This window comes from Erwinia sp. 198, from assembly GCF_003937915.1.
Taxonomy (GTDB): domain Bacteria; phylum Pseudomonadota; class Gammaproteobacteria; order Enterobacterales; family Enterobacteriaceae; genus Erwinia; species Erwinia aeris.
This window is the reverse complement of the sequence record NZ_RHUM01000004.1, coordinates 99,840-119,618: the sequence shown is the minus strand read 5'-3', so window position 1 is coordinate 119,618 and position 19,779 is coordinate 99,840. Positions and strand designations below refer to the sequence as shown.

The following is a 19,779-nucleotide window of genomic DNA, read 5'->3' as shown; positions in this document are numbered from 1 at the left end:
CCATTGATTGCCCCATGTAATGGAGCGAGGGCATTATCAATGAACCCCTGGGCAATTGCAAGCCCGCGCCCGACGACCGTTGTTTTCTTGCACAACATTGCCCTTTCCCCCGCTATTATCCGCCCCCCCTTCAGCTTAAGACCGCTTTCGATTACTTTATTTCCAGTAACGGGGAGCAGACCATGACTGAACAAGACACCTTTCCACGCCGTATCTGGCAAATTGTTGCCGCTATTCCCTACGGTAAGGTCACTACCTATGGCGATATTGCCCGGCTGGCGGGCTCGCCGCGCGCCGCGCGTCAGGTTGGCGGCGTATTAAAACGGCTACCGGCTGGCAGCAGGCTTCCCTGGCACAGGGTCATTAACCGGCTGGGTGAGATTTCATTAACGGGCAGCGATCTCGAGCGCCAACGACAGGCTTTATTGGCAGAAGGCGTGGAAGTGGATCATAACGGAAAAATCGCGCTTGAGCGCTACCGCTGGCAGGGATGAACCGCCCCATAAAGGGGCGGTAACCATTACAGTGAAGTTGGCGCAGGCACGGTTGAGGCCGGCGTCACCAGCGTAGGTGAAGTCGAAGGTACCGCTACAGGCGCGCGTTGTGCCGTCGGTAAGGCTTTCGCCGGCACGGCCTTCAGGTTAAGCGTCTGGTCTTTTGTACCGCCGCCGTTGATAACCGGCTTAATAGAATCGGCTATTAATACGACGTTGCGATCGACAATTACCGCTGCGCTCAGCAGGATCCTGGCGTTGGGCTGAATGTCCGCCGGATTGAAAGGCAGGATAAATTTGAACGGCGCCTGTTTGCCATCGGTCAGCACCACGCGCTGTGAAATCACTTTTGCCGGCGCGTCTGACAGGGAAGCATCAGAAAGCATCACGGTCAATGAAGCATCAGGCGGCAGGCGTACGTTGGCCGGTAGCGTAATGGTTCCGCTAACGTGCGGCTGGCGCAGCGTATCTGCTTCCCCCGCGACTTTGGAAGCCAGCGTCGGCGTGGGGACATCTCTACCTTTATCAGCACATCCGGAAAGTGCGACCGCCAAAGCGGCGCCGGTCAATACAGGCCAAAGTTTCATTGATTTATTCTCCTTGCGATCAATGCGGGACGTAAGGGACAGTCAGCCTGCCCCGTAAGCCTTAATTCTGGCACAGGTTATTGATTTTCGCCTGTAAGCCATATGAGGAACGCGTGCGGAAGAATATTTTTCCTCAACGTTGACGACAGCGGGTTCGGTTTCGCAAACTGAAAGGGAACCGACTATTGAGGAAGCCGCCATGAGTCAGGCACTGCAAGAACTATTAAATTTAATGAACCTGGAAAAGCTGGAAGAGGGTCTGTTTCGCGGCCAGAGCGAGGATCTTGGCCTGCGTCAGGTTTTTGGCGGTCAGGTGGTTGGCCAGGCGCTTTATGCCGCCAAGCAGACGGTCCCGGCGGAGCGCATTATCCATTCGTTCCACAGCTACTTTTTGCGGCCTGGCGACAGTCAGAAAGCCATTATTTACGATGTGGAAACCCTGCGCGATGGTCACAGCTTTAGCGCCCGTCGGGTAAGCGCCATCCAGAACGGCCAGCCTATTTTTTATATGACGGCCTCTTTCCAGGCGCCGGAAACGGGTTTTGAACATCAGAAACCGATGCCGGACGTTGCTGGCCCTGAATCCCTCACCACGGAAGGCGAAATCGCCAAACAGCTGTCGCATTTTATTCCTGAAAAGGCGCGCGAAAAGTTCCTGTCAGAAAAACCCTTTGAAATCCGCCCGGTTAAATTTCATAACCCGCTGAAAGGCCAGGTGGATGAACCGGTGCGCCATGTCTGGCTGCGGGCTAACGGCCCCATGCCGGACGACAGGCGTATACACCAATACCTGCTGGGCTACGCTTCGGACTTTAACTTCCTGCCGGTCGCGCTACAGCCGCATGGCAAAGGATTTCTGGAACCGGGAATGCAGGTCGCCACTATCGATCACTCAATGTGGTTTCACCGCCCTTTCGACCTGAATCAGTGGCTGCTCTATAGCGTGGAGAGCACGTCGGCATCCGGCGCCAGAGGCTTTGTGCGCGGCGAATTCTTTACCCGGGATGGGATACTGGTCGCTTCAACGGTGCAGGAAGGCGTGATGCGCCTGCGTCAGTAGCTGAAATAACAAACCCCGCAGAGCGCGGGGTTTGTTAGCGAGAGCAGCGGCGAGCCGGCTTACTGGTTATAAGCGTTTTCGCCGTGGCTGTTCACATCCAGACCTTCACGTTCGTGATCTTCGGTGACGCGCAGGCCAACTGTCATATCCGCTACCTTAAAGGCGATGAAGGCGACCACGCCGGTCCAGACCACCGTAATGCCTACGCTATAGAGCTGCACCCAGATCTGATGCCCCATCGTTACGCCAGAGGCATAGCCTACGCCGCCCAGTGAAGAAGAAGCAAAAACACCGGTCAGGATGCAGCCCACAATACCGCACACGCCGTGCACGCCGAATACGTCACAGGGATCGTCAACGCGCAGCCATCTTTTCAGCACGGTGACGCCCCACAGGCCCGCCAGACCGCCGATAATACCGATAACCAACGCGCCGCCGACGCCAACATAGCCACAGGCTGGCGTAATCGCTACCAGACCCGCGATCGCCCCGGAGCAGACGCCCAGCAGCGAAGGCTTGCCGCGCAGCGCCCACTCGCCAAACGTCCAGCTCAGCATCGCGCCTGCGGTCGCCATAACGGTGTTCAGGAATGCCAGCGCCGCGATTTCGTTAGCCGCGCTCGCCGAACCGGCGTTAAAGCCGAACCAGCCGACATACAGGATCGCCGTGCCGGTGAAGACCATCGGCAGGTTATGCGGTTTAAAGGCTTCTTTGCCAAAACCCGCGCGTTTGCCGACCAGGTAAGCGCCGACCAGACCGGCAACCGCAGCGTTGATATGCACTACGGTACCGCCGGCAAAGTCCAGCGCGCCGTCCTGCGCCAGCAGCCCGCCGGACCAGACCATGTGCGCGATGGGCAGATAGGAGAAAGTGACCCAGATAGCCACAAAGATCAGCACCGCAGAGAAACGGATACGCTCGGCCAGCGCGCCAACGATCAGGCCAACGGTAATGCAGGCAAAGGAAGCCTGGAATGAAACGTGGATATATTGGTAGAAGGTACCAACCAGCGCCGTCAGCTGAATGTTTTTCAACATCGCCATGCTGAAGTCGCCAAAGAAAGCGTTTCCCGTGCTGAAGGCCAGCGAATAGCCGTAGAGCATCCAGATAACGCACACCATCGCAAAGGTCACGGAAACCTGAGTCAGCATGGACAGTACGTTTTTGGCCCGGATCAGGCCACCGTAGAAAAGCGCGATGCCGGGTAGCGTCATAAACAGCACCAGCGCGGTGCAAATCATCATAAAGGCGTTATCGGCCTTGTCCGCCACGGCTGGCGGCGCCGCCATCGCAAGCGAGGGCAGCAGGCTGAGGCTGGCGAGGCCGAAGGTAGTCATTTTTCTCATTTTATCCCATCCCATCACAATTCTTAGCCCCGAGATCAGAGTGCGGCTTCATCCGCTTCGCCAGTGCGAATACGGATAACCCGCTGCAGTTCAGCGACAAAAATCTTACCGTCGCCAATTTTGCCGGTATAGGCGGCCTTGCTGATAACGTCGACAACCTCGTCCAGCTGGTCGTCCGCTATCGCCACATCGATTTTAACTTTTGGCAGGAAGTTCACGCTGTATTCAGCGCCGCGATAAAGCTCGGCATGGCCTTTCTGGCGACCAAATCCCTTGACTTCGGTGACGGTCAGGCCCTGAATGCCAATGGCAGAAAGCGCCTCGCGCACGTCTTCTAATTTAAACGGTTTGATTACCACGGTAACCAGCTTCATACGATCCCCTCCAGCTAAAGAAAACGGTGATTCCGCCCTGCGTTAACCAAAGCAAAGGCTGTGCCATAAATCAGAAACGCGCGTATTAAAAGGCGCGGCGGCAGACAGGGCGTACGCATAACGGCCTGGTGATAACGTTAAGCATAGAGGGAAAAAGAAAACGCACCATTAAGGTGCGTTACGCGTCGAAATTGTGCATCGACGCCGTTTTATCAGATCGACCGCCTGCTTTTAGTGCAGCGAAGCGGTACGCTTTGCCGTTATGTCTCTTCGAGTTCTTCGCCCGCCAGCTGTAGCTGATACATCTGCCAGTAACGGCCCTGTTTCGCCAACAGCTGCTGATGGTTACCCTGCTCCACCACATGGCCTCTGTGCAGCACCAGAATGGTTTCCGCTTCAATGATGGTGGAGAGTCGGTGAGCAATAACCACCAGCGTGGTTTGCTGACGAACGGCCTTTAGCGCCTTCTGGATCGCCTGTTCCGTACCGGAATCAATATTCGCGGTCGCTTCATCCAGGATCAGAATTTGCGGCGAGGCGACCAGCACGCGCGCCATCGCCAGCAGCTGCTTCTGACCCACGGAAAGATTGTTGCCCTGCTCGCCCAGCCGCGTATAAATACCGTCGGAGAGCGAGCGCGCCAGTTCGGCAAGCTGAACGGTTTCCAGCGCGTGCCAGACCGCTTCCTCGCTTACGGCACGCCCCAGCGCTACGTTAGCGAAAAAGGTGTCGGCCAGCACCACCGGATCCTGCTGCACCATGGCCACGCCTTCGCGCAGCACGCCGTGGCTCAGCCCGGTCAGCGGCCTGCCGTCCAGGCGAATTTCGCCCTGCCGCACCGGGTAATAGCCCATCAACAAATTAGCGAGCGTGCTTTTCCCGCTGCCGGTGTGGCCGACCAGCGCCACAAAGCTGCGTGAAGGCACGCTAAGGTTGATATCGTTGAGCACGTTGCGATCGTCGCGATAGGCGAAGCTCAGATTTTCGATATCAATACGGCCGGAGGCCAGCGGCCGACTATCTTGACCATAGTGCTGGCGAGGCGCGTCCATCAGTTCAAAAATGCGCTCGCCGGCCACTACCGCCTGTTGCAGCATCGACTGCTGGGTGGTCAGCTCAATCAACGGCTCGTTCAGTCTGCCCAGGTAGTTAATAAACGCGTAAAGCACGCCAACCTCGAAACTGCCGCTGGAGGAGAAGCCAAACAGCAGCATCAGCCCGCACAGGATCATGGCGGAAAACAGGCTGAGCAGCGGCCGGAGCAGAAAGCCATCCAGCCGTAGCGTTTCCATTCTCGCCAGATAGTGGGATCGGCTAGCTTCGCTCATCCGCTCACCAAAGCGCGCCTGCTGACGAAACTGCTGGATCACGCTCATGCCGCTGATCACTTCATTAAAACCGTTGTTAATATCGGCCAGATAGCTACGCACTCGCCGTACGACAGGCGTACTGTAGCGCTGATAAATCAACATTACGGTCAGCACGGCCGGAAAAATCATTATCGCCACCAGCGCCATGCGCCAGTCGAGGCTGAACATTGCCACCAGCATGGCACCGATCAGCGCCGCGCTGCGCAGCACGGTGGCTACCACGGTGACGTAGAGATCGCGCACGACTTCGGTGTCATTGGTCACGCGTGAAATAATCTGGCCGACGGGTTGGGTATCAAAAGCGCTCAGCGGCTGGCGCAGCGCGGCATCCATTACGTCCGTACGCAGCCGCTGCACTACGCCTACCGCCGCCTCGTTAAACAGCAGCGACTGCCAGTAGTGCAGCGCGGCGGCCAGGATTTGCAGCAGGATAAAGCTGACGGCCAGCCCCGTGACCAGCCCCAGCGGCATCGAATGCTTCGCCACCATGTTATCGATAAAATAGCTGACCAGCACCGGGCCGAGCACTTCCGCCACCGCCGCTACCCACAGCAATACTATCGCCAGGCCAAGCGATTTCCGCCACGGCGAGCCGTAGCGCAGCAGGCGTTTCAGCGTGGGCCAGAGCTGATTAAGATTCGCCATGCGGCACCCCTTTCGCGATTTCGTCCTCGTCCAGCGCGGCTTCCAGCTGCTGATAACGATACATATCCTGATACCAACCGTTCTGGGCAATCAGCGCCTCATGTTGCCCGCGCTGGGCCACTGTGCCCTGCTGCATCACCAGGATTTCACTGGCTTCCGTCAGGGCGGACAAACGGTGCGCGCTAATAATCACGGTTCTTCCTGCGCCCCATTTTCTTAAATTATGCAGTATCTGGTGTTCAGTACGGCCATCGACCGCCGACAGCGCATCGTCCAGGATCAGGATTTCCGCGTTCAGCAACAACGCTCTGGCAATAGATATACGCTGCTTCTGTCCGCCGGAAAGCATCACCCCACGCTCGCCGACTTCGGTATCGTAGCCCTGGGGCAGTCGAAGAATATCTTCATGTACGCAGGCGAGCCGTGCGGCGCGCTCAATATCGCTTTGCTGCGCCGTAGGCCGACCCAATGCGATATTGTTGGCAATGGTATCGGAAAAAAGAAACGGCGTCTGGCTGACGACCGCCATGCGGCTACGCCAGCTGTCCAGGCGCAGCTGCGGCAGCGGAATACCGTGATAGCGGATGTCGCCCTGCGCAATATCGAAGTGCCGCTGGATCAGGCTTAACAGCGTGCTTTTCCCGGCGCCTGTCGGCCCACAAAGCCCCAGCATCTGGCCGGGCTTAAGGTTAACGTTAATATGGTGCAGCGAGGGCTGCTGCGCGCCAGGATAGCAAAATTCCCTGATAGCGATTTGCAGCTGGCCGCGATCTTCCGGCAGCGTTTTACTGCCATCCTCTACCGCCGGCGCCTCTGCCAGCAGCGTGCGGATACGGCTCCAGGCCGCGCTGCCGCGCTCGACGATATTGAACATCCAGGCCAGCGCCAGCATTGGCCAGATCATCAGGCCAAGGTACATGACAAAGCTGGTCAGCTGGCCCAGCGTCATTTGACCGTGCCAGACCAGCCAGCTGCCGCCGCCGATCGCCAGCAGGTTCGACAGCCCGATGGCAATATAAATAGTGGGATCGAAGCGAGCGTCAATCCGCGCCACGCGCAGGTTTTTTTGACCCGTGTCGCGGGCGATATCGGCGAACTGTCCAGACTGATGGTCTTCCAGCCCAAAGGCTTTGATCATACGGATGCTGGTCAGGCTCTCCTGCGTTCTGTCGTTAAGCGACGAAAAGGCGGCCTGAGCATGCTTAAAACGATGATGCAGCTGGTCGCCGTAGCGTTTAATCGCTATTGCCATGACCGGCATCGGCAGCAGCGCCAGCAGGGTCAGCTGCCAGCTAATCTGCGTGCTCATTACCACCAGCACCGCCAGCCCCATCACCAGCGAGTCAACCAGCGTCAGCACGCCTTCTCCGGCGGCAAACACCACCCGATCGACATCGTTGGTGGCGCGGGCGATCAGATCGCCGGTACGGTGACGCAGGTAAAACTCGGGATGCTGACGGCTGAGCTGACGATAGAAGTCCTGCCGAAGCTCGACGGCCAGCTGATAGGAGGCGCCGAAAAGCAGCACGCGCCAGACGTAGCGCAGCAGATAGACCACAATAGCCGTGAGCAGCATCACGCCCACCCACATCAGCAGGCGCGAAGCGCTCATCTGCTGATGGGAGACGCCGTCCACGATAGTACCGACAAGCTTCGGCGGCAGCAGCTGCAGCAGCGCAATGATAATCAGCAGAAAAACGGCGCCAAGATAGCGGCGCCATTCACGCATAAAGTACCAGCTCAACTGGCTGAAAAGTCGCACAATAAACGTCCTGGTCAGGTTTGGGCGAGCGCCGTTGTTCAGCGGCAGCGCCAATGTGTATTTATTTCTCTGGACCGCCTCCATCAGCGCGACCCGGCCGCGAATATAGCTTTCCTGTTCCGGCTATTTCAAGCGTTTCCGGCATATCGGGGTAATGAGAGACGCGGCATCCGCCATAATTTACGGTGGCCTTGTTCCGCTATCAGGTGCCGTAAAAACAGCCTGGACCCTGTTTTATGTTTTGTATGCGCCTGCAGAAGAATAAATCTCCGTTGCCCATGTAGTTTACAGGGAATAGCGTAAATGATTTTCCCGTAAATGCGTTACGTTCAGCCCGCTGTTATCCGAAGCAACAGCGTTTTGCGAACCACAGGAACGCCTGCCCGCAACGTCCTGAATCGCCAGGGCGTTGCCGTCAGGTTTAGTGACTATAGCCATGTTGTCAGCTTGCGCGCGGGCAACACAACGCTATTCCGGGCTCCAGCTGGCTGGCCAACATGCGCGGCTCCTGCCCCTGTTTTTATCCCACGTCAGGCAGTACCATACGTCCCAACAGATTAATGAGGTAAAAAGTATGAAACGTGCAGTAGTGGTATTCAGCGGCGGACAGGATTCAACCACCTGTCTGATTCAGGCTTTGCGGCAGTATGACGAAGTGCACTGCCTGACCTTTGACTATGGTCAGCGGCATCGTGCAGAGATCGATGTCGCTCGCGAGCTGGCGCAGTCGCTGGGCGCAAGAGCGCACAAAGTGCTGGACGTCACGCTGCTTAACGAGCTGGCCGTTAGCAGCCTGACCCGCGACAGCATCCCGGTTCCGGCCTGGGATCCCGATGCCAGCGGCCTGCCAAGCACCTTTGTACCGGGACGTAATATCCTGTTCCTGACGCTGGCCTCGATTTATGCTTATCAGGTTGAGGCCGAAGCGGTAATTACCGGCGTTTGCGAAACCGACTTTTCCGGTTACCCGGACTGCCGCGACGAATTTGTTAAGGCGCTGAACCATGCCGTGGAGCTGGGTATGGCGCGTCCGGTTCGCTTCGAAACGCCGCTGATGTGGCTGAACAAAGCCGAAACCTGGGCGCTGGCGGACTACTGGCAGCAGCTGGCGCTGGTGCGCAACGACACGCTTACCTGCTATAACGGCATCAAGGGCGACGGCTGCGGCGAATGCGCTGCCTGCCACCTGCGTGCCAACGGCCTGCGCGATTACCAGATCAACAGCGCTACGGTGATGCAGGAAATGCAGCGCAAAACCGGGCTACGCTGACAGCATCTCTTCCAGCCGCTGCTTCAGCTCGCCGACGATCGGCTGCGCTTTTTGCGTGCGCAGATCGATGCAGACAAAGGTCAGCGTCGCATCGGCTATTGCTTCCCCCTCCGGCAGCAACGTGATGGTCTGGCCGATAACGCCGCTTTTTCCGCCCAGCTGCACCAGATGGCTGGCTATCGCCAGCTCGTCGCCCAGCACCGCCGGGCGGCGATAGTTAATGTTAATATTAACCACGATAAAAGCCAGCCGGTTATCATTCATCCATCGAAAGGCGGCCAGCTTTTCCAGCCAGGCCCAGCGCGCTTCTTCCAGAAATTCTAAATAGCGCGCGTTGTTGACGTGTTGATAAACATCCAAATGATAACCGCGAACCTTAATCGTAATCTGCATCATTTTCTCCTCAAAAAGGCCATACCGACTGGTATGACCTCTTTCAGCGTAGCAGCCTGTACGCTACGATGCGTGGGGCCGCAACGGCAAGTCGAGAAAGCGATCACAGTTTCAGTCTGGTCAGGTTCCTCTCTACCAACGCATTACCAATACCCGGCACTTCTTTCAGCTGCTCTATCTGCGTAAAAGGGCCGTATTGCTCGCGATAGCTGATAATAGCCTGCGCCTTTTTTAGCCCTACGCCGTTCATTACGGCGCTCAGCTCTTCGGCCGTGGCGTGATTAATGCTGACCGATTCGCTTTGCGGCGGTTTCTTTTCCTCGCTCGACTGCGCGCTGGCCTGCCGGGCGCTGACGTTATCGATGGCAGGCCCGGCGTACAGCGGCGTAGTGCCGCCCAGCAGCAGGGTAAAACATAAAGCCTGTAAGGTCGTTTTCATGCTGTTCTCCTCCATGTGTTTGACAGCAACGTCAGGCTACGCCCAACCAAACGGCGCCACAAACGGCAGATTACAGAAATGGAAAAGGCCGCATAAGCGGCCTTTGGATTTGCAATAACCTGCAGGATTTTTGCGAGGCTTATTGCGCCTGCGCGGCTGCGCCGTACTTGATCTTGCCTTCCTTGCGCAGGTTACTCAGCAGCGCTTCAAAAGCGATCTGCGCATTGTTCTGCGTGATGCCCTGCACCATCGCTTTCTTCTGCGCTTCCGGCAGCGTGCCGCTGCGTACCTGATCCAGCGCCAGCAGCACAACGTTGCCCTGCCCGTCCTCGCTGATACCGTAAACAGGCTTATCTTTGGTCGGCAGCGCCAGCGCAAAGGCGGACTGCGCGATCGCATCCTGACCACTGCGCGTCAGCGTTTTCTGCTCGCTAAAGCTAAGATTAGCTGCCTTCATGGCATCCATCCCTTTGCCCGCCTGCAGATCGGCCAGCAGTTTTTCCGCCTGCGCCTTCGCTTCCGCCTGCGCCTTCTGGTTTTTCAGCGTGGCTACGATTTCGGCACTGACCGCAGCCAGTGGTTTAACCGCTTCCGGCCTGTGGGCGGCGATCCGCAGCACAAAAGCGCGATCGCCATCAACCGTGATGATATCGGAGTTGCTGCCTGGCGCGCCGTTATCCCCCAGCAGACCACCGTTAAAGATCGCCTGCTCTACCGCTCTGAAATTCAGCTCGGCGGGTGGATTGTCGTGACTGAACCAGTCAGTTTCCACTGCTTTCACGCCTGCCGCTTCTTCAGCGCTCGCCAGCGACTCGTTATCATTGCTGGCCGCGTCGCTCACTTTCTGCTGCAGCTTGTAATAAGCGTCGACGGCCGTTTCGTGTTTCACCTTAGCAGCGATGTCGTCGTGTACGGCCGCCAGCGGCTTAATCTGCTGCGGCTGAACGTCTTCAAGACGAGCAACGATAAAGCCGACGGAGGATTTGATCACGCCCGACAGCTGACCTTTCTGCGTCAGGTTGGCGCTTTTCAGCTCGTCCGGCGTGGTGTCCGGCTCCAGCCAGCCCATATCGCCACCTTTGCGGGCAGAGATAGGATCGATAGATTTCTCTTTCGCCAGCGCGGCAAAATCGCCGCCTTTTTTCAGCGCGTCCAGAACCGCCTGCGCATCGGCTTCGGTTTTAGTTTGGATCACGCTGAAACGGCTGCGCTGCGGCTGGGTATAGTCCTGCTGATGGCTGTCGTACCAGCTTTGAATATCGCTTTCGCTCGGCTCTTTCTGCAACGAGGCCGCATCCAGCTTGATATAGCTGACACGGAACTGCTCCGGCGCCATAAAGCTGTTTTTATTCTGCTCGTAGTAGTTTTTGACTTCTTCGTCGCTGACGTTCTGCTTCGCCGCCAGCGCCGCAACGTTAATAGTCGCTTCACGCACCAGGCGTTCCTGAGAAACCAGCGCGGCCAGCGATTCCGTTTCGCCCGGCAGCATAAAGTCTGTACGGGTCACCGCGGCAATCAGCTGCTGCGTAGTCAGCTGCTTGCGCAGCGCCTGAGCGTACTGATCGGCAGTGAGATTCATCTGGTTAATAATCGCCAGATAACGGGCGTTATCGAATTTGCCGTTAGTCTGGAAGGCCGGCTGGTTGAAAATAGCCTGCTTGATCTGATCGTCGCTAACCGCCAGCTGCAGATCTTTCGCATACTGATCCAGCAGCGCTTCATCTACCAGCTGAGAAAGCGCCTGCTGGCGGATCTGCTGAAGATAAGCGGGATTGCTGGCCAGCTGTGAAAACTGCTCGCCCAGCATTTCCTGCTGATGCGAACGTTCGTTGCTGAACGCTCTTTCCAACTGTGCGCGACTGATTTCCTGGCCGTTGACCTTAGCTGCATAATCTCCATTGCCGCCGATCAGGTAGTTGCCCACCCCGGTCAGAACAAAAGAGAGGATGATCAGACCCAGTATAATTTTGAGCACGACATGGTTCGACGCCGCGCGTAAATTGTCCATCATGGTGTGACAACACTCCGCTGTATTATGAATGTAAACCCTTGCGCTTGCTTCCCACGTTCCCGGGGCGCTCCACGCCGCTGCGTATCAGGCTCTTGCGACCGTTGAAACAAAAAAGGCACATCATAGTGTGATGTGCCTCGTATGGTACATGAGAACGTCAGGACAGTCCTCATTCCACCGAAGAAATTGCTTGCCTGACGTTAATTAACCGCGTCTTTCAGCGCCTTACCGGCGCGGAATCCCGGGACTTTGCCCGCAGGGATAGTAATTTCTTTACCGGTTTGCGGGTTGCGTCCGGTACGCTCTGCGCGTTCACGCACGGAAAATGTGCCAAACCCTACCAGCGCCACTTCGTCGCCCGCTTTAAGAGAGTCGGTTACCGCTTCCATAAAAGCATCCAGTACGCGTCCTGCCGCTGCTTTAGAGATATCAGCGTTTGCAGCAATGTTGTCGATCAACTGTGACTTATTCACTCAATCATCCCCTCTTTATTATTTACTTCGCAAACGGGCTTCCCCCCGTTACGAGCACGCATCAATTATCGTTGTTTGTCGAGTCGTAAAAGCAGGGCCTGTTCAGACCTTCACCGGCTTAACAGCCCCCTAAATTAACGGCACAAAAAAAAGCTGGCAAGTGCGAATTCGTCTGCCAGCTCTGGATTTAGGGTCTTTTTGTCTTATATCACTATTTCGCGGTGGCGACCTGCATGCCGTATGGGGCGTTTTGCAGGGCCAGCGTCAGCACTTCTTCGATACGCTTAACCGGGTGGATATCCAGATCGGCAATCACGTTGTCCGGAATTTCTTCCAGATCGCGCTTGTTTTCATCCGGGATCAGCACGGTTTTGATGCCGCCGCGATGCGCTGCCAGCAGCTTCTCTTTCAGGCCGCCGATAGGCAGAACCTGGCCACGAAGCGTGATCTCGCCGGTCATCGCCACATCGGCGCGCACCGGGTTACCGGTCAGACAGGAAACCAGCGCCGTACACATGGCGATACCCGCACTTGGGCCATCTTTCGGCGTAGCGCCTTCAGGCACGTGCACGTGAATATCACGTTTTTCGTAGAAGTCGCCGTTAATGCCCAGCTTTTCTGCGCGCGCGCGTACCACGGTCAGGGCCGCCTGGATGGACTCCTGCATCACCTCGCCCAGCGAGCCGGTATAGGTCAGCTTGCCTTTGCCCGGCACGCAGGCGGTTTCGATGGTCAGCAGATCGCCGCCCACTTCCGTCCATGCCAGACCCGTTACCTGTCCCACGCGGTTTTCGCTGTCGGCACGGCCATAGTCGAAACGCTGCACGCCCAGGAAATCCTTCAGGTTATCGGCATTGATTTCGATATGGGTAACGCTCTTATCCATCAGCAGCGTTTTCACTGCCTTACGGCACAGCTTCGACAGCTCACGCTCAAGGCTACGCACGCCCGCTTCACGGGTGTAGTAGCGAATGATACCTACGATAGCGCTGTCGTCTACGGTCAGCTCGCTCGCTTTCAGGGCGTTACGCTCAATCTGCTTCGGCAGCAGGTGCTGTTTAGCGATATTAAGCTTTTCATCCTCGGTGTAGCCCGACAGACGGATCACTTCCATACGGTCCAGCAGCGGTGCCGGAATGTTCATGGAGTTGGACGTCGCTACAAACATCACGTCAGACAGGTCGTAGTCGACTTCCAGATAGTGATCGTTAAAAGCGATATTCTGCTCGGGATCCAGTACCTCCAGCAGGGCCGATGCCGGGTCGCCACGCATGTCCGAGGACATTTTGTCGATCTCATCCAGCAGGAACAGCGGGTTCTTCACGCCAACCTTCGCCATTTTCTGGATCAGCTTGCCCGGCATAGAACCAATATAGGTACGACGGTGTCCGCGAATTTCCGCTTCGTCGCGCACGCCGCCCAGCGCCATACGCACGTATTTACGGCCGGTCGCCTTGGCGATCGACTGGCCCAGCGAGGTTTTACCCACCCCCGGCGGTCCGACCAGGCACAGGATCGGCCCTTTGATTTTGCTGACGCGGCTTTGTACCGCTAAATATTCCAGGATACGATCTTTCACGCGCTCCAGGCCAAAGTGATCGGTATCCAGCGTTTCCTGCGCCTTCACCAGATCTTTCTTCACCTTGCTGCGCGCGTTCCACGGCACCTGTACCATCCAGTCGATATAGCCGCGCACCACCGTTGCTTCCGCCGACATTGGCGACATCATCTTCAGCTTCTGCAGCTCGGCTTCGGTTTTATCGCGCGCCTCTTTTGGCATTTTCGCCGCGTCGATTTTACGCTTCAGCGCTTCGTTTTCGTCCGGCGCGTCGTCCATTTCGCCCAGTTCTTTCTGAATCGCCTTCATCTGCTCATTCAGATAGTACTCGCGCTGGCTCTTTTCCATCTGCTTTTTAACGCGGTTACGAATGCGTTTTTCCACCTGCAGCAGATCGATTTCCGACTCCATCATCGCCATCAGATATTCCAGACGTTCATTGACGTCGGACATCTCCAGCACGGACTGTTTGTCGGCCAGCTTCAGCGGCATATGGGCCGCGACGGTATCCGCAAGACGCGCGGCGTCTTCAATGCTGTTCAGCGAGGTCAGCACTTCCGGCGGGATTTTCTTGTTCAGTTTGATATAGCCTTCAAACTGGTTAATCGCCGTGCGGACCAGCACTTCCTGCTCGCGTTCGTCAATTTCAGGCGAAACCAGATACTCCGCCTGAGCCGTAAAATGATCGCCGTTATCGGCGAGCGTCGTGATATGCGCGCGCTGCAGCCCTTCGACCAGCACTTTCACCGTGCCGTCAGGCAGCTTCAGCATCTGTAAAATTGACGCTACGGTCCCTACAGAGAAGAGATCGTTAATGCCAGGTTCATCCGTTGAAGCCTCTTTCTGTGCGACCAGCATGATCTTTTTGTCATGATCCATGGCGGCTTCAAGGCAGCGAATCGATTTTTCACGGCCTACAAACAACGGAATTACCATGTGCGGATAAACCACTACGTCACGCAACGGCAACACAGGGATTTCAATGCGTTCAGAACGCTCAGGATTCATAGAGCTCTCTCTTAGTTTAATTTCCGCCAGGGTGAGGGGAACCGCAATCGTCAGGCATGCAGTTTTACCCACAGGTAGTTGAGTATATGGGGATGAATGTAAGACATTCAACGTTATGTGCGAGAGAAAAGTAAATGGGGGAAAAATTTCCCCCATTTACGCTAACCGCTTGGAAAGGTGTGGTTATTTATTCGCCAGATGCCTGCTGCGCCTCGCCCTTGCCGTAAATCAGCATCGGCTCCGATTCGCCCGCGATAACCGACTCGTCGATCACCACTTTTTCCACGTCGTCCATCGACGGCAGGTCGTACATCGTGTCCAGCAGCGCCCCCTCCACGATTGAGCGCAGCCCGCGCGCGCCGGTTTTGCGCGACATCGCCTTGCCCGCTATCGCCTTCAGCGCCTCTTCGCGGAACTCCAGCTCCACCCCTTCCAGGCTGAACAGCGCCTGATACTGCTTGGTCAGCGCGTTCTTCGGCTCGCACAGGATCTGGATCAGCGCTTCCTCGCTCAGCTCGGTCAGCGTTGCCACCACCGGCAGACGGCCGATAAACTCCGGGATCAGACCGAACTTAATCAGGGCCTCCGGCTCCACCTGCGCCAGCAGCTCGCCTTCCGTCGCCTTCTCCGCCTTGCCTTTTACCGTCGCCCCGAAGCCGATGCCCGATCCGGTGTCCACGCGCTGCGAGATAACCTTGTCCAGACCGGCAAACGCGCCGCCGCAGATAAACAGGATTTTTGAGGTGTCCACCTGCAGGAACTCCTGCTGCGGATGCTTGCGCCCGCCCTGCGGCGGCACCGCGGCGACCGTGCCCTCAATCAGCTTCAGCAGCGCCTGCTGCACGCCCTCGCCCGACACGTCGCGCGTGATCGACGGGTTGTCCGACTTGCGGGAAATCTTGTCGATTTCATCGATATAAACAATGCCGCGCTGCGCTTTCTGCACGTCGTAGTCGCACTTCTGCAGCAGCTTCTGGATGATGTTTTCCACGTCCTCGCCCACGTAGCCCGCTTCGGTCAGCGTGGTGGCGTCGGCCATGGTAAACGGCACGTCCAGCAGGCGCGCCAGCGTTTCCGCCAGCAGCGTCTTGCCGCTGCCGGTCGGGCCAATCAGCAGGATGTTGCTTTTGCCCAGCTCGATGCCGTTGCTGGTATCGCCGTTACGCAGGCGCTTATAGTGGTTGTAGACCGCCACCGACAGCACCTTCTTCGCCCGCTCCTGGCCGATAACGTAGTCGTCCAGATGTTCGCGGATTTCGTGCGGCGTCGGCAGCGAACTGCGCTCGCGATGATGGGGCGCAACTTCTTTGATCTCTTCGCGAATGATGTCGTTACATAAATCGACGCATTCGTCGCAGATATAGACTGACGGGCCGGCAATCAGCTTGCGGACTTCATGCTGGCTCTTGCCGCAAAAAGAGCAGTACAGCAGCTTCCCTGAACCGTCTTTGCGCTTATCTGTCATCAGTTAACCTCATGGCTTATCAGCGGCCCTTACAGGCTGTGTTCATTAATGGACCAGATCCTAATATAGCGCATTTCAGGGGCGTTTTGGCAGCAAAACCGGGACGCGCTGCGCCTGTCAGCCACCATAATTTTTCATCAGCATCCGGTAAGGCAGCGGGCGACAGGTAATGAAAATTAACGGGAACGGCTAATAAGCCGCTGTTTTGGCAGGCAATCATTCAGCGCCGCCACAGTTGATTTAGCTGTTGAATGGATTATGCTAAACTCTTGTCACTTATACAGATCGTTTCCTATGGAGTCTAAATAATGTCTCAGGAGCCAAAGAAAGAGAGCCCGGAAGAGAAATCCTCTCTGGCGCTTAACAAGTTACTGCAAGCCCGATCTGTGATCATTTCTGGCGAAATCGATCAGACGCTGGCGGAGAAAGTCACCGCACAGCTGCTTATCCTGCAGGAAATGGGCGATGAGCCGATCAAGCTGTTTATCAACAGCCAGGGCGGCCACGTCGAAGCTGGCGATACCATTCACGATATGATCAAATTCGTGAAGCCGAAGGTACAGGTTATCGGCACCGGCTGGGTAGCCAGCGCGGGCATCACTATTTTCCTGGCGGCGGAGAAAGAAGATCGCTACACGCTGCCTAATACCCGCTTTATGATCCACCAGCCGCTGGGCGGCGTACGCGGCAAGGTTTCCGATATTGAAATCGAAGCCAACGAGCTGCTGCGCGCGCGCGACCGTATCAACCGGCTGATCAGCAAAGCGACCGGCCAACCGCTGGAAAAAGTGGAACAGGACACGGACAGCAACTACTGGATGGGTCCACAGCAGGCGATTGAATACGGCATCGCCAGCCATCTGATCACTCATTGGGACGAGCTGAAAGGTTAATCTTTTTTCCGCCCTGCTGAAGCCTCCTTCACCGGAGGCTTTTTTTATTCCACCTTGCCGCCTAATCATAAGTAAAACTAAGCATTATCCGAATCTCCCGCCCAAGAATATGTACCAGCGATAACTCCGTGTATATTCCTTGCCGTTTATCGTTAAGGAAAAGAAAATGATCCGTAAAGAAATCTACAATCTGCAGATTGTCAGGGGGCTGGCCGCGCTGTGCGTGGTGCTGGAGCATCTCTCACCCCGCGCCGTTGCTCACTTCTTCAGTGCAGGACAGGTTGGCGTATCGATGTTCTTCTTCCTGAGCGGCTATATTATGATGCACACCTTCAGAGAGGATCAGTCAGCGGGCGCCTTTATTAAAAACAGAATAAAAAGGATCTATCCCGCCTACCTTATCCTCTCCCTCCCCCTTATCTTATATACGCTCCACAAGACCGGCTCATTAACTTATCTTCTGCATAATCTCTTTCTCATCCCCTGGACGGAGTGGGACAGAGAGGCGTTGCCCTATAACTGGTCGGAATCAATGGCGAATCCGGCGGCCTGGACGCTGGTCTACGAGTTCTATTTTTACCTGCTGCTTTGCGTAGGCAAAACGTTGCTGAACAAAAAGGCCTTTGTTTTCTCCTTTACCACCGTAACGATGCTCGCCATTCTTGTTGCGACCAACATGACCTGGGGTAATGATGGCTATCTCGGCTGGCACGGCGTTACGTTCAAATCCGTGGCGGGCAACCTTGCGCTGCTATCGTTTATTGCCGGTATGTGCGGACGGCAGCTGGGTTTTCACCACGTGAAAAAAAATTCCGCCGTATTTTTGCTGATCCCTGTCGCTATGCTGCTGCTGTGGCTGATGGCCAGACAGGGCATAACCAATCTGCAAATCCGCGATCTGCTGGGGTCGTGCCTGCCTTCCTGGACCTTTGTACTGCTGATGGCCAACATGGCGGATTTTAAAGGCTTTGCCTTCGATAAACTTCACGCTATCGGCATGTACTCCTATTCGCTTTATCTCTTTCATGCCAACTTTTATACCGCGAAGTGGATTGTCTTTAATAATCTTGCCCGAGTCGGCCTGGATTCTGCCCTGATTAAGGTGGCGGTTCTGCTGCTGTTTATCGGGCTGTCGCTATTTATTTCAAAACATCTCTACCATTTGATTGAAAGAGGCGGCGCGTGGAAGATGCTGCGGGGCCGTAGCGTCAGAGCAGGCTGAGGGTGCGACAGACAGCAAGCTCTACGCCAGAGATACTCGTCAGGGCTTTCAGGCGGTCAATAGCTGAAATAGGGCCGATAAAAAAAGAGAGCCGGAAGGCTCTCTTTTTCAGGGGGGCAGGTCGTACAGAAAACTATTCGCCGGACGCCTGCTGCGCCTCGCCCTTGCCGTAAATCAGCATCGGCTCCGATTCGCCCGCGATAACCGACTCGTCGATCACCACTTTTTCCACGTCGTCCATCGACGGCAGGTCGTACATCGTGTCCAGCAGCGCCCCCTCCACGATTGAACGCAGCCCGCGCGCGCCGGTTTTGCGCGACATCGCCTTGCCCGCTATCGCCTTCAGCGCCTCTTCGCGGAACTCCAGCTCCACTCCTTCCAGGCTGAACAGCGCCTGATACTGCTTGGTCAGCGCGTTCTTCGGCTCGCACAGGATCTGGATCAGCGCTTCCTCGCTCAGCTCGGTCAGCGTTGCCACCACCGGCAGACGGCCGATAAACTCCGGGATCAGACCGAACTTAATCAGGTCCTCCGGCTCCACCTGCGCCAGCAGCTCGCCTTCCGTCGCCTTCTCCGCCTTGCCTTTTACCGTCGCCCCGAAGCCGATGCCCGATCCGGTGTCCACGCGCTGCGAGATAACCTTGTCCAGACCGGCAAACGCGCCGCCGCAGATAAACAGGATTTTTGAGGTGTCCACCTGCAGGAACTCCTGCTGCGGATGCTTGCGCCCGCCCTGCGGCGGCACCGCGGCGACCGTGCCCTCAATCAGCTTCAGCAGCGCCTGCTGCACGCCCTCGCCCGACACGTCGCGCGTGATCGACGGGTTGTCCGACTTGCGGGAAATCTTGTCGATTTCATCGATATAAACAATGCCGCGCTGCGCTTTCTGCACGTCGTAGTCGCACTTCTGCAGCAGCTTCTGGATGATGTTTTCCACGTCCTCGCCCACGTAGCCCGCTTCGGTCAGCGTGGTGGCGTCGGCCATGGTAAACGGCACGTCCAGCAGGCGCGCCAGCGTTTCCGCCAGCAGCGTCTTGCCGCTGCCGGTCGGGCCAATCAGCAGGATGTTGCTTTTGCCCAGCTCGATGCCGTTGCTGGTATCGCCGTTGCGCAGGCGCTTGTAGTGGTTGTAGACCGCCACCGACAGCACCTTCTTCGCCCGCTCCTGGCCGATAACGTAGTCGTCCAGATGTTCGCGGATTTCGTGCGGCGTCGGCAGCGAACTGCGCTCGCGGTGGGGCGCGACTTCTTTGATCTCTTCGCGAATGATGTCGTTACATAAATCGACGCATTCGTCGCAGACATACACTGACGGGCCGGCAATCAGCTTGCGGACTTCATGCTGGCTCTTGCCGCAAAAAGAGCAGTACAGCAGCTTCCCTGAACCGTCTTTGCGCTTATCTGTCATT

General features: G+C 56.6%; 18 protein-coding genes. 5 read left to right on the top strand and 13 right to left on the bottom strand.

Annotated elements, in window-relative coordinates:
* The first annotated feature begins 182 nt into the window (after positions 1-182).
* A complete protein-coding gene (locus EGK14_RS07365) occupies positions 183-494 on the top strand; it encodes an MGMT family protein (protein ID WP_125288445.1) in 312 nt (103 codons plus the stop codon).
* A gap of 26 nt (positions 495-520) precedes the next feature.
* Here the strand turns inward: EGK14_RS07365 and EGK14_RS07360 are convergent, their stop codons facing one another.
* Positions 521-1,081 (bottom strand): YbaY family lipoprotein, encoded by a 561-nt coding sequence (locus tag EGK14_RS07360; protein ID WP_125288444.1) that lies wholly within the window; start codon positions 1,079-1,081, stop codon positions 521-523.
* Positions 1,082-1,280: 199 nt separating this feature from the next.
* Here EGK14_RS07360 and tesB point away from each other — a divergent pair, with 199 nt between their 5' ends.
* Positions 1,281-2,141, top strand: a complete 861-nt coding sequence (gene tesB / locus EGK14_RS07355; RefSeq protein ID WP_125288443.1) for an acyl-CoA thioesterase II — start codon at positions 1,281-1,283, stop codon at positions 2,139-2,141.
* A gap of 59 nt (positions 2,142-2,200) precedes the next feature.
* On the opposite strand, the gene amtB is transcribed toward tesB, so the two are convergent.
* The 5 genes from amtB to EGK14_RS21260 form a co-directional block, all read right to left on the bottom strand.
* Positions 2,201-3,502: an ammonium transporter AmtB gene (gene amtB / locus EGK14_RS07350; RefSeq protein WP_370256072.1), complete on the bottom strand. Its 1,302-nt coding sequence runs from the start codon at positions 3,500-3,502 to the stop codon at positions 2,201-2,203.
* 20 nt (positions 3,503-3,522) lie between these two features.
* Positions 3,523-3,861 (bottom strand): P-II family nitrogen regulator, encoded by a 339-nt coding sequence (gene glnK / locus EGK14_RS07345; RefSeq protein ID WP_125288441.1) that lies wholly within the window; start codon positions 3,859-3,861, stop codon positions 3,523-3,525.
* A 260-nt stretch (positions 3,862-4,121) separates the two neighbouring features.
* Positions 4,122-5,876, bottom strand: a complete 1,755-nt coding sequence (locus EGK14_RS07340) for a SmdB family multidrug efflux ABC transporter permease/ATP-binding protein (RefSeq protein ID WP_125288440.1) — start codon at positions 5,874-5,876, stop codon at positions 4,122-4,124.
* Positions 5,863-7,638 carry a SmdA family multidrug ABC transporter permease/ATP-binding protein gene (locus EGK14_RS07335; protein WP_125288439.1) on the bottom strand — a complete coding sequence of 592 codons (1,776 nt, stop codon included), beginning with the start codon at positions 7,636-7,638 and terminating at the stop codon, positions 5,863-5,865. Before EGK14_RS07335 ends, EGK14_RS07340 begins: the two co-directional genes overlap by 14 nt.
* Before the next feature lie 285 nt (positions 7,639-7,923).
* Positions 7,924-8,076: a hypothetical protein gene (locus EGK14_RS21260; protein ID WP_158616033.1), complete on the bottom strand. Its 153-nt coding sequence runs from the start codon at positions 8,074-8,076 to the stop codon at positions 7,924-7,926.
* Positions 8,077-8,212: 136 nt separating this feature from the next.
* On the opposite strand from EGK14_RS21260, the gene queC reads away from it, so the two are divergent.
* A complete protein-coding gene (gene queC, locus EGK14_RS07330) occupies positions 8,213-8,908 on the top strand; it encodes a 7-cyano-7-deazaguanine synthase QueC (protein ID WP_125288438.1) in 696 nt (231 codons plus the stop codon).
* On the opposite strand, the gene EGK14_RS07325 is transcribed toward queC, so the two are convergent.
* The 6 genes from EGK14_RS07325 to clpX (EGK14_RS07300) all read right to left on the bottom strand — a co-directional run bounded on the left by EGK14_RS07325 (position 8,900) and on the right by clpX (EGK14_RS07300) (position 16,255).
* The gene (locus EGK14_RS07325; RefSeq protein ID WP_125288629.1) at positions 8,900-9,301 is read right to left on the bottom strand and encodes a thioesterase family protein; all 402 of its coding nucleotides are present in this window, start codon (positions 9,299-9,301) and stop codon (positions 8,900-8,902) included. The two genes, queC and EGK14_RS07325, sit on opposite strands and share 9 nt — an antisense overlap.
* 103 nt (positions 9,302-9,404) lie before the next feature.
* A complete protein-coding gene (locus EGK14_RS07320) occupies positions 9,405-9,740 on the bottom strand; it encodes a helix-hairpin-helix domain-containing protein (protein ID WP_125288437.1) in 336 nt (111 codons plus the stop codon).
* A gap of 139 nt (positions 9,741-9,879) precedes the next feature.
* On the bottom strand, positions 9,880-11,751 hold the full coding sequence (gene ppiD, locus EGK14_RS07315) for a peptidylprolyl isomerase (RefSeq protein WP_125288436.1): 1,872 nt from the start codon (positions 11,749-11,751) through the stop codon (positions 9,880-9,882).
* A gap of 200 nt (positions 11,752-11,951) precedes the next feature.
* On the bottom strand, positions 11,952-12,224 hold the full coding sequence (gene hupB / locus EGK14_RS07310) for a nucleoid-associated protein HU-beta (protein WP_125288435.1): 273 nt from the start codon (positions 12,222-12,224) through the stop codon (positions 11,952-11,954).
* A gap of 211 nt (positions 12,225-12,435) precedes the next feature.
* Positions 12,436-14,790 carry an endopeptidase La gene (gene lon / locus EGK14_RS07305; RefSeq protein ID WP_125288434.1) on the bottom strand — a complete coding sequence of 785 codons (2,355 nt, stop codon included), beginning with the start codon at positions 14,788-14,790 and terminating at the stop codon, positions 12,436-12,438.
* Positions 14,791-14,977: 187 nt separating this feature from the next.
* A complete protein-coding gene (clpX, locus tag EGK14_RS07300; RefSeq protein ID WP_125288433.1) occupies positions 14,978-16,255 on the bottom strand; it encodes an ATP-dependent protease ATP-binding subunit ClpX in 1,278 nt (425 codons plus the stop codon).
* Positions 16,256-16,563: 308 nt separating this feature from the next.
* On the opposite strand from clpX (EGK14_RS07300), the gene EGK14_RS07295 reads away from it, so the two are divergent.
* Complete coding sequence (locus EGK14_RS07295; RefSeq protein WP_125288432.1) at positions 16,564-17,148, top strand: ATP-dependent Clp protease proteolytic subunit; 585 nt, start codon at positions 16,564-16,566, stop codon at positions 17,146-17,148.
* 166 nt (positions 17,149-17,314) lie between these two features.
* Positions 17,315-18,370, top strand: a complete 1,056-nt coding sequence (locus tag EGK14_RS07290) for an acyltransferase (RefSeq protein WP_125288431.1) — start codon at positions 17,315-17,317, stop codon at positions 18,368-18,370.
* A 133-nt stretch (positions 18,371-18,503) separates the two neighbouring features.
* Here EGK14_RS07290 and clpX (EGK14_RS07285) read toward each other — a convergent pair whose 3' ends face one another.
* Positions 18,504-19,778 (bottom strand): ATP-dependent protease ATP-binding subunit ClpX, encoded by a 1,275-nt coding sequence (clpX, locus tag EGK14_RS07285; protein WP_125288430.1) that lies wholly within the window; start codon positions 19,776-19,778, stop codon positions 18,504-18,506.
* Position 19,779 lies beyond the last annotated feature (1 nt).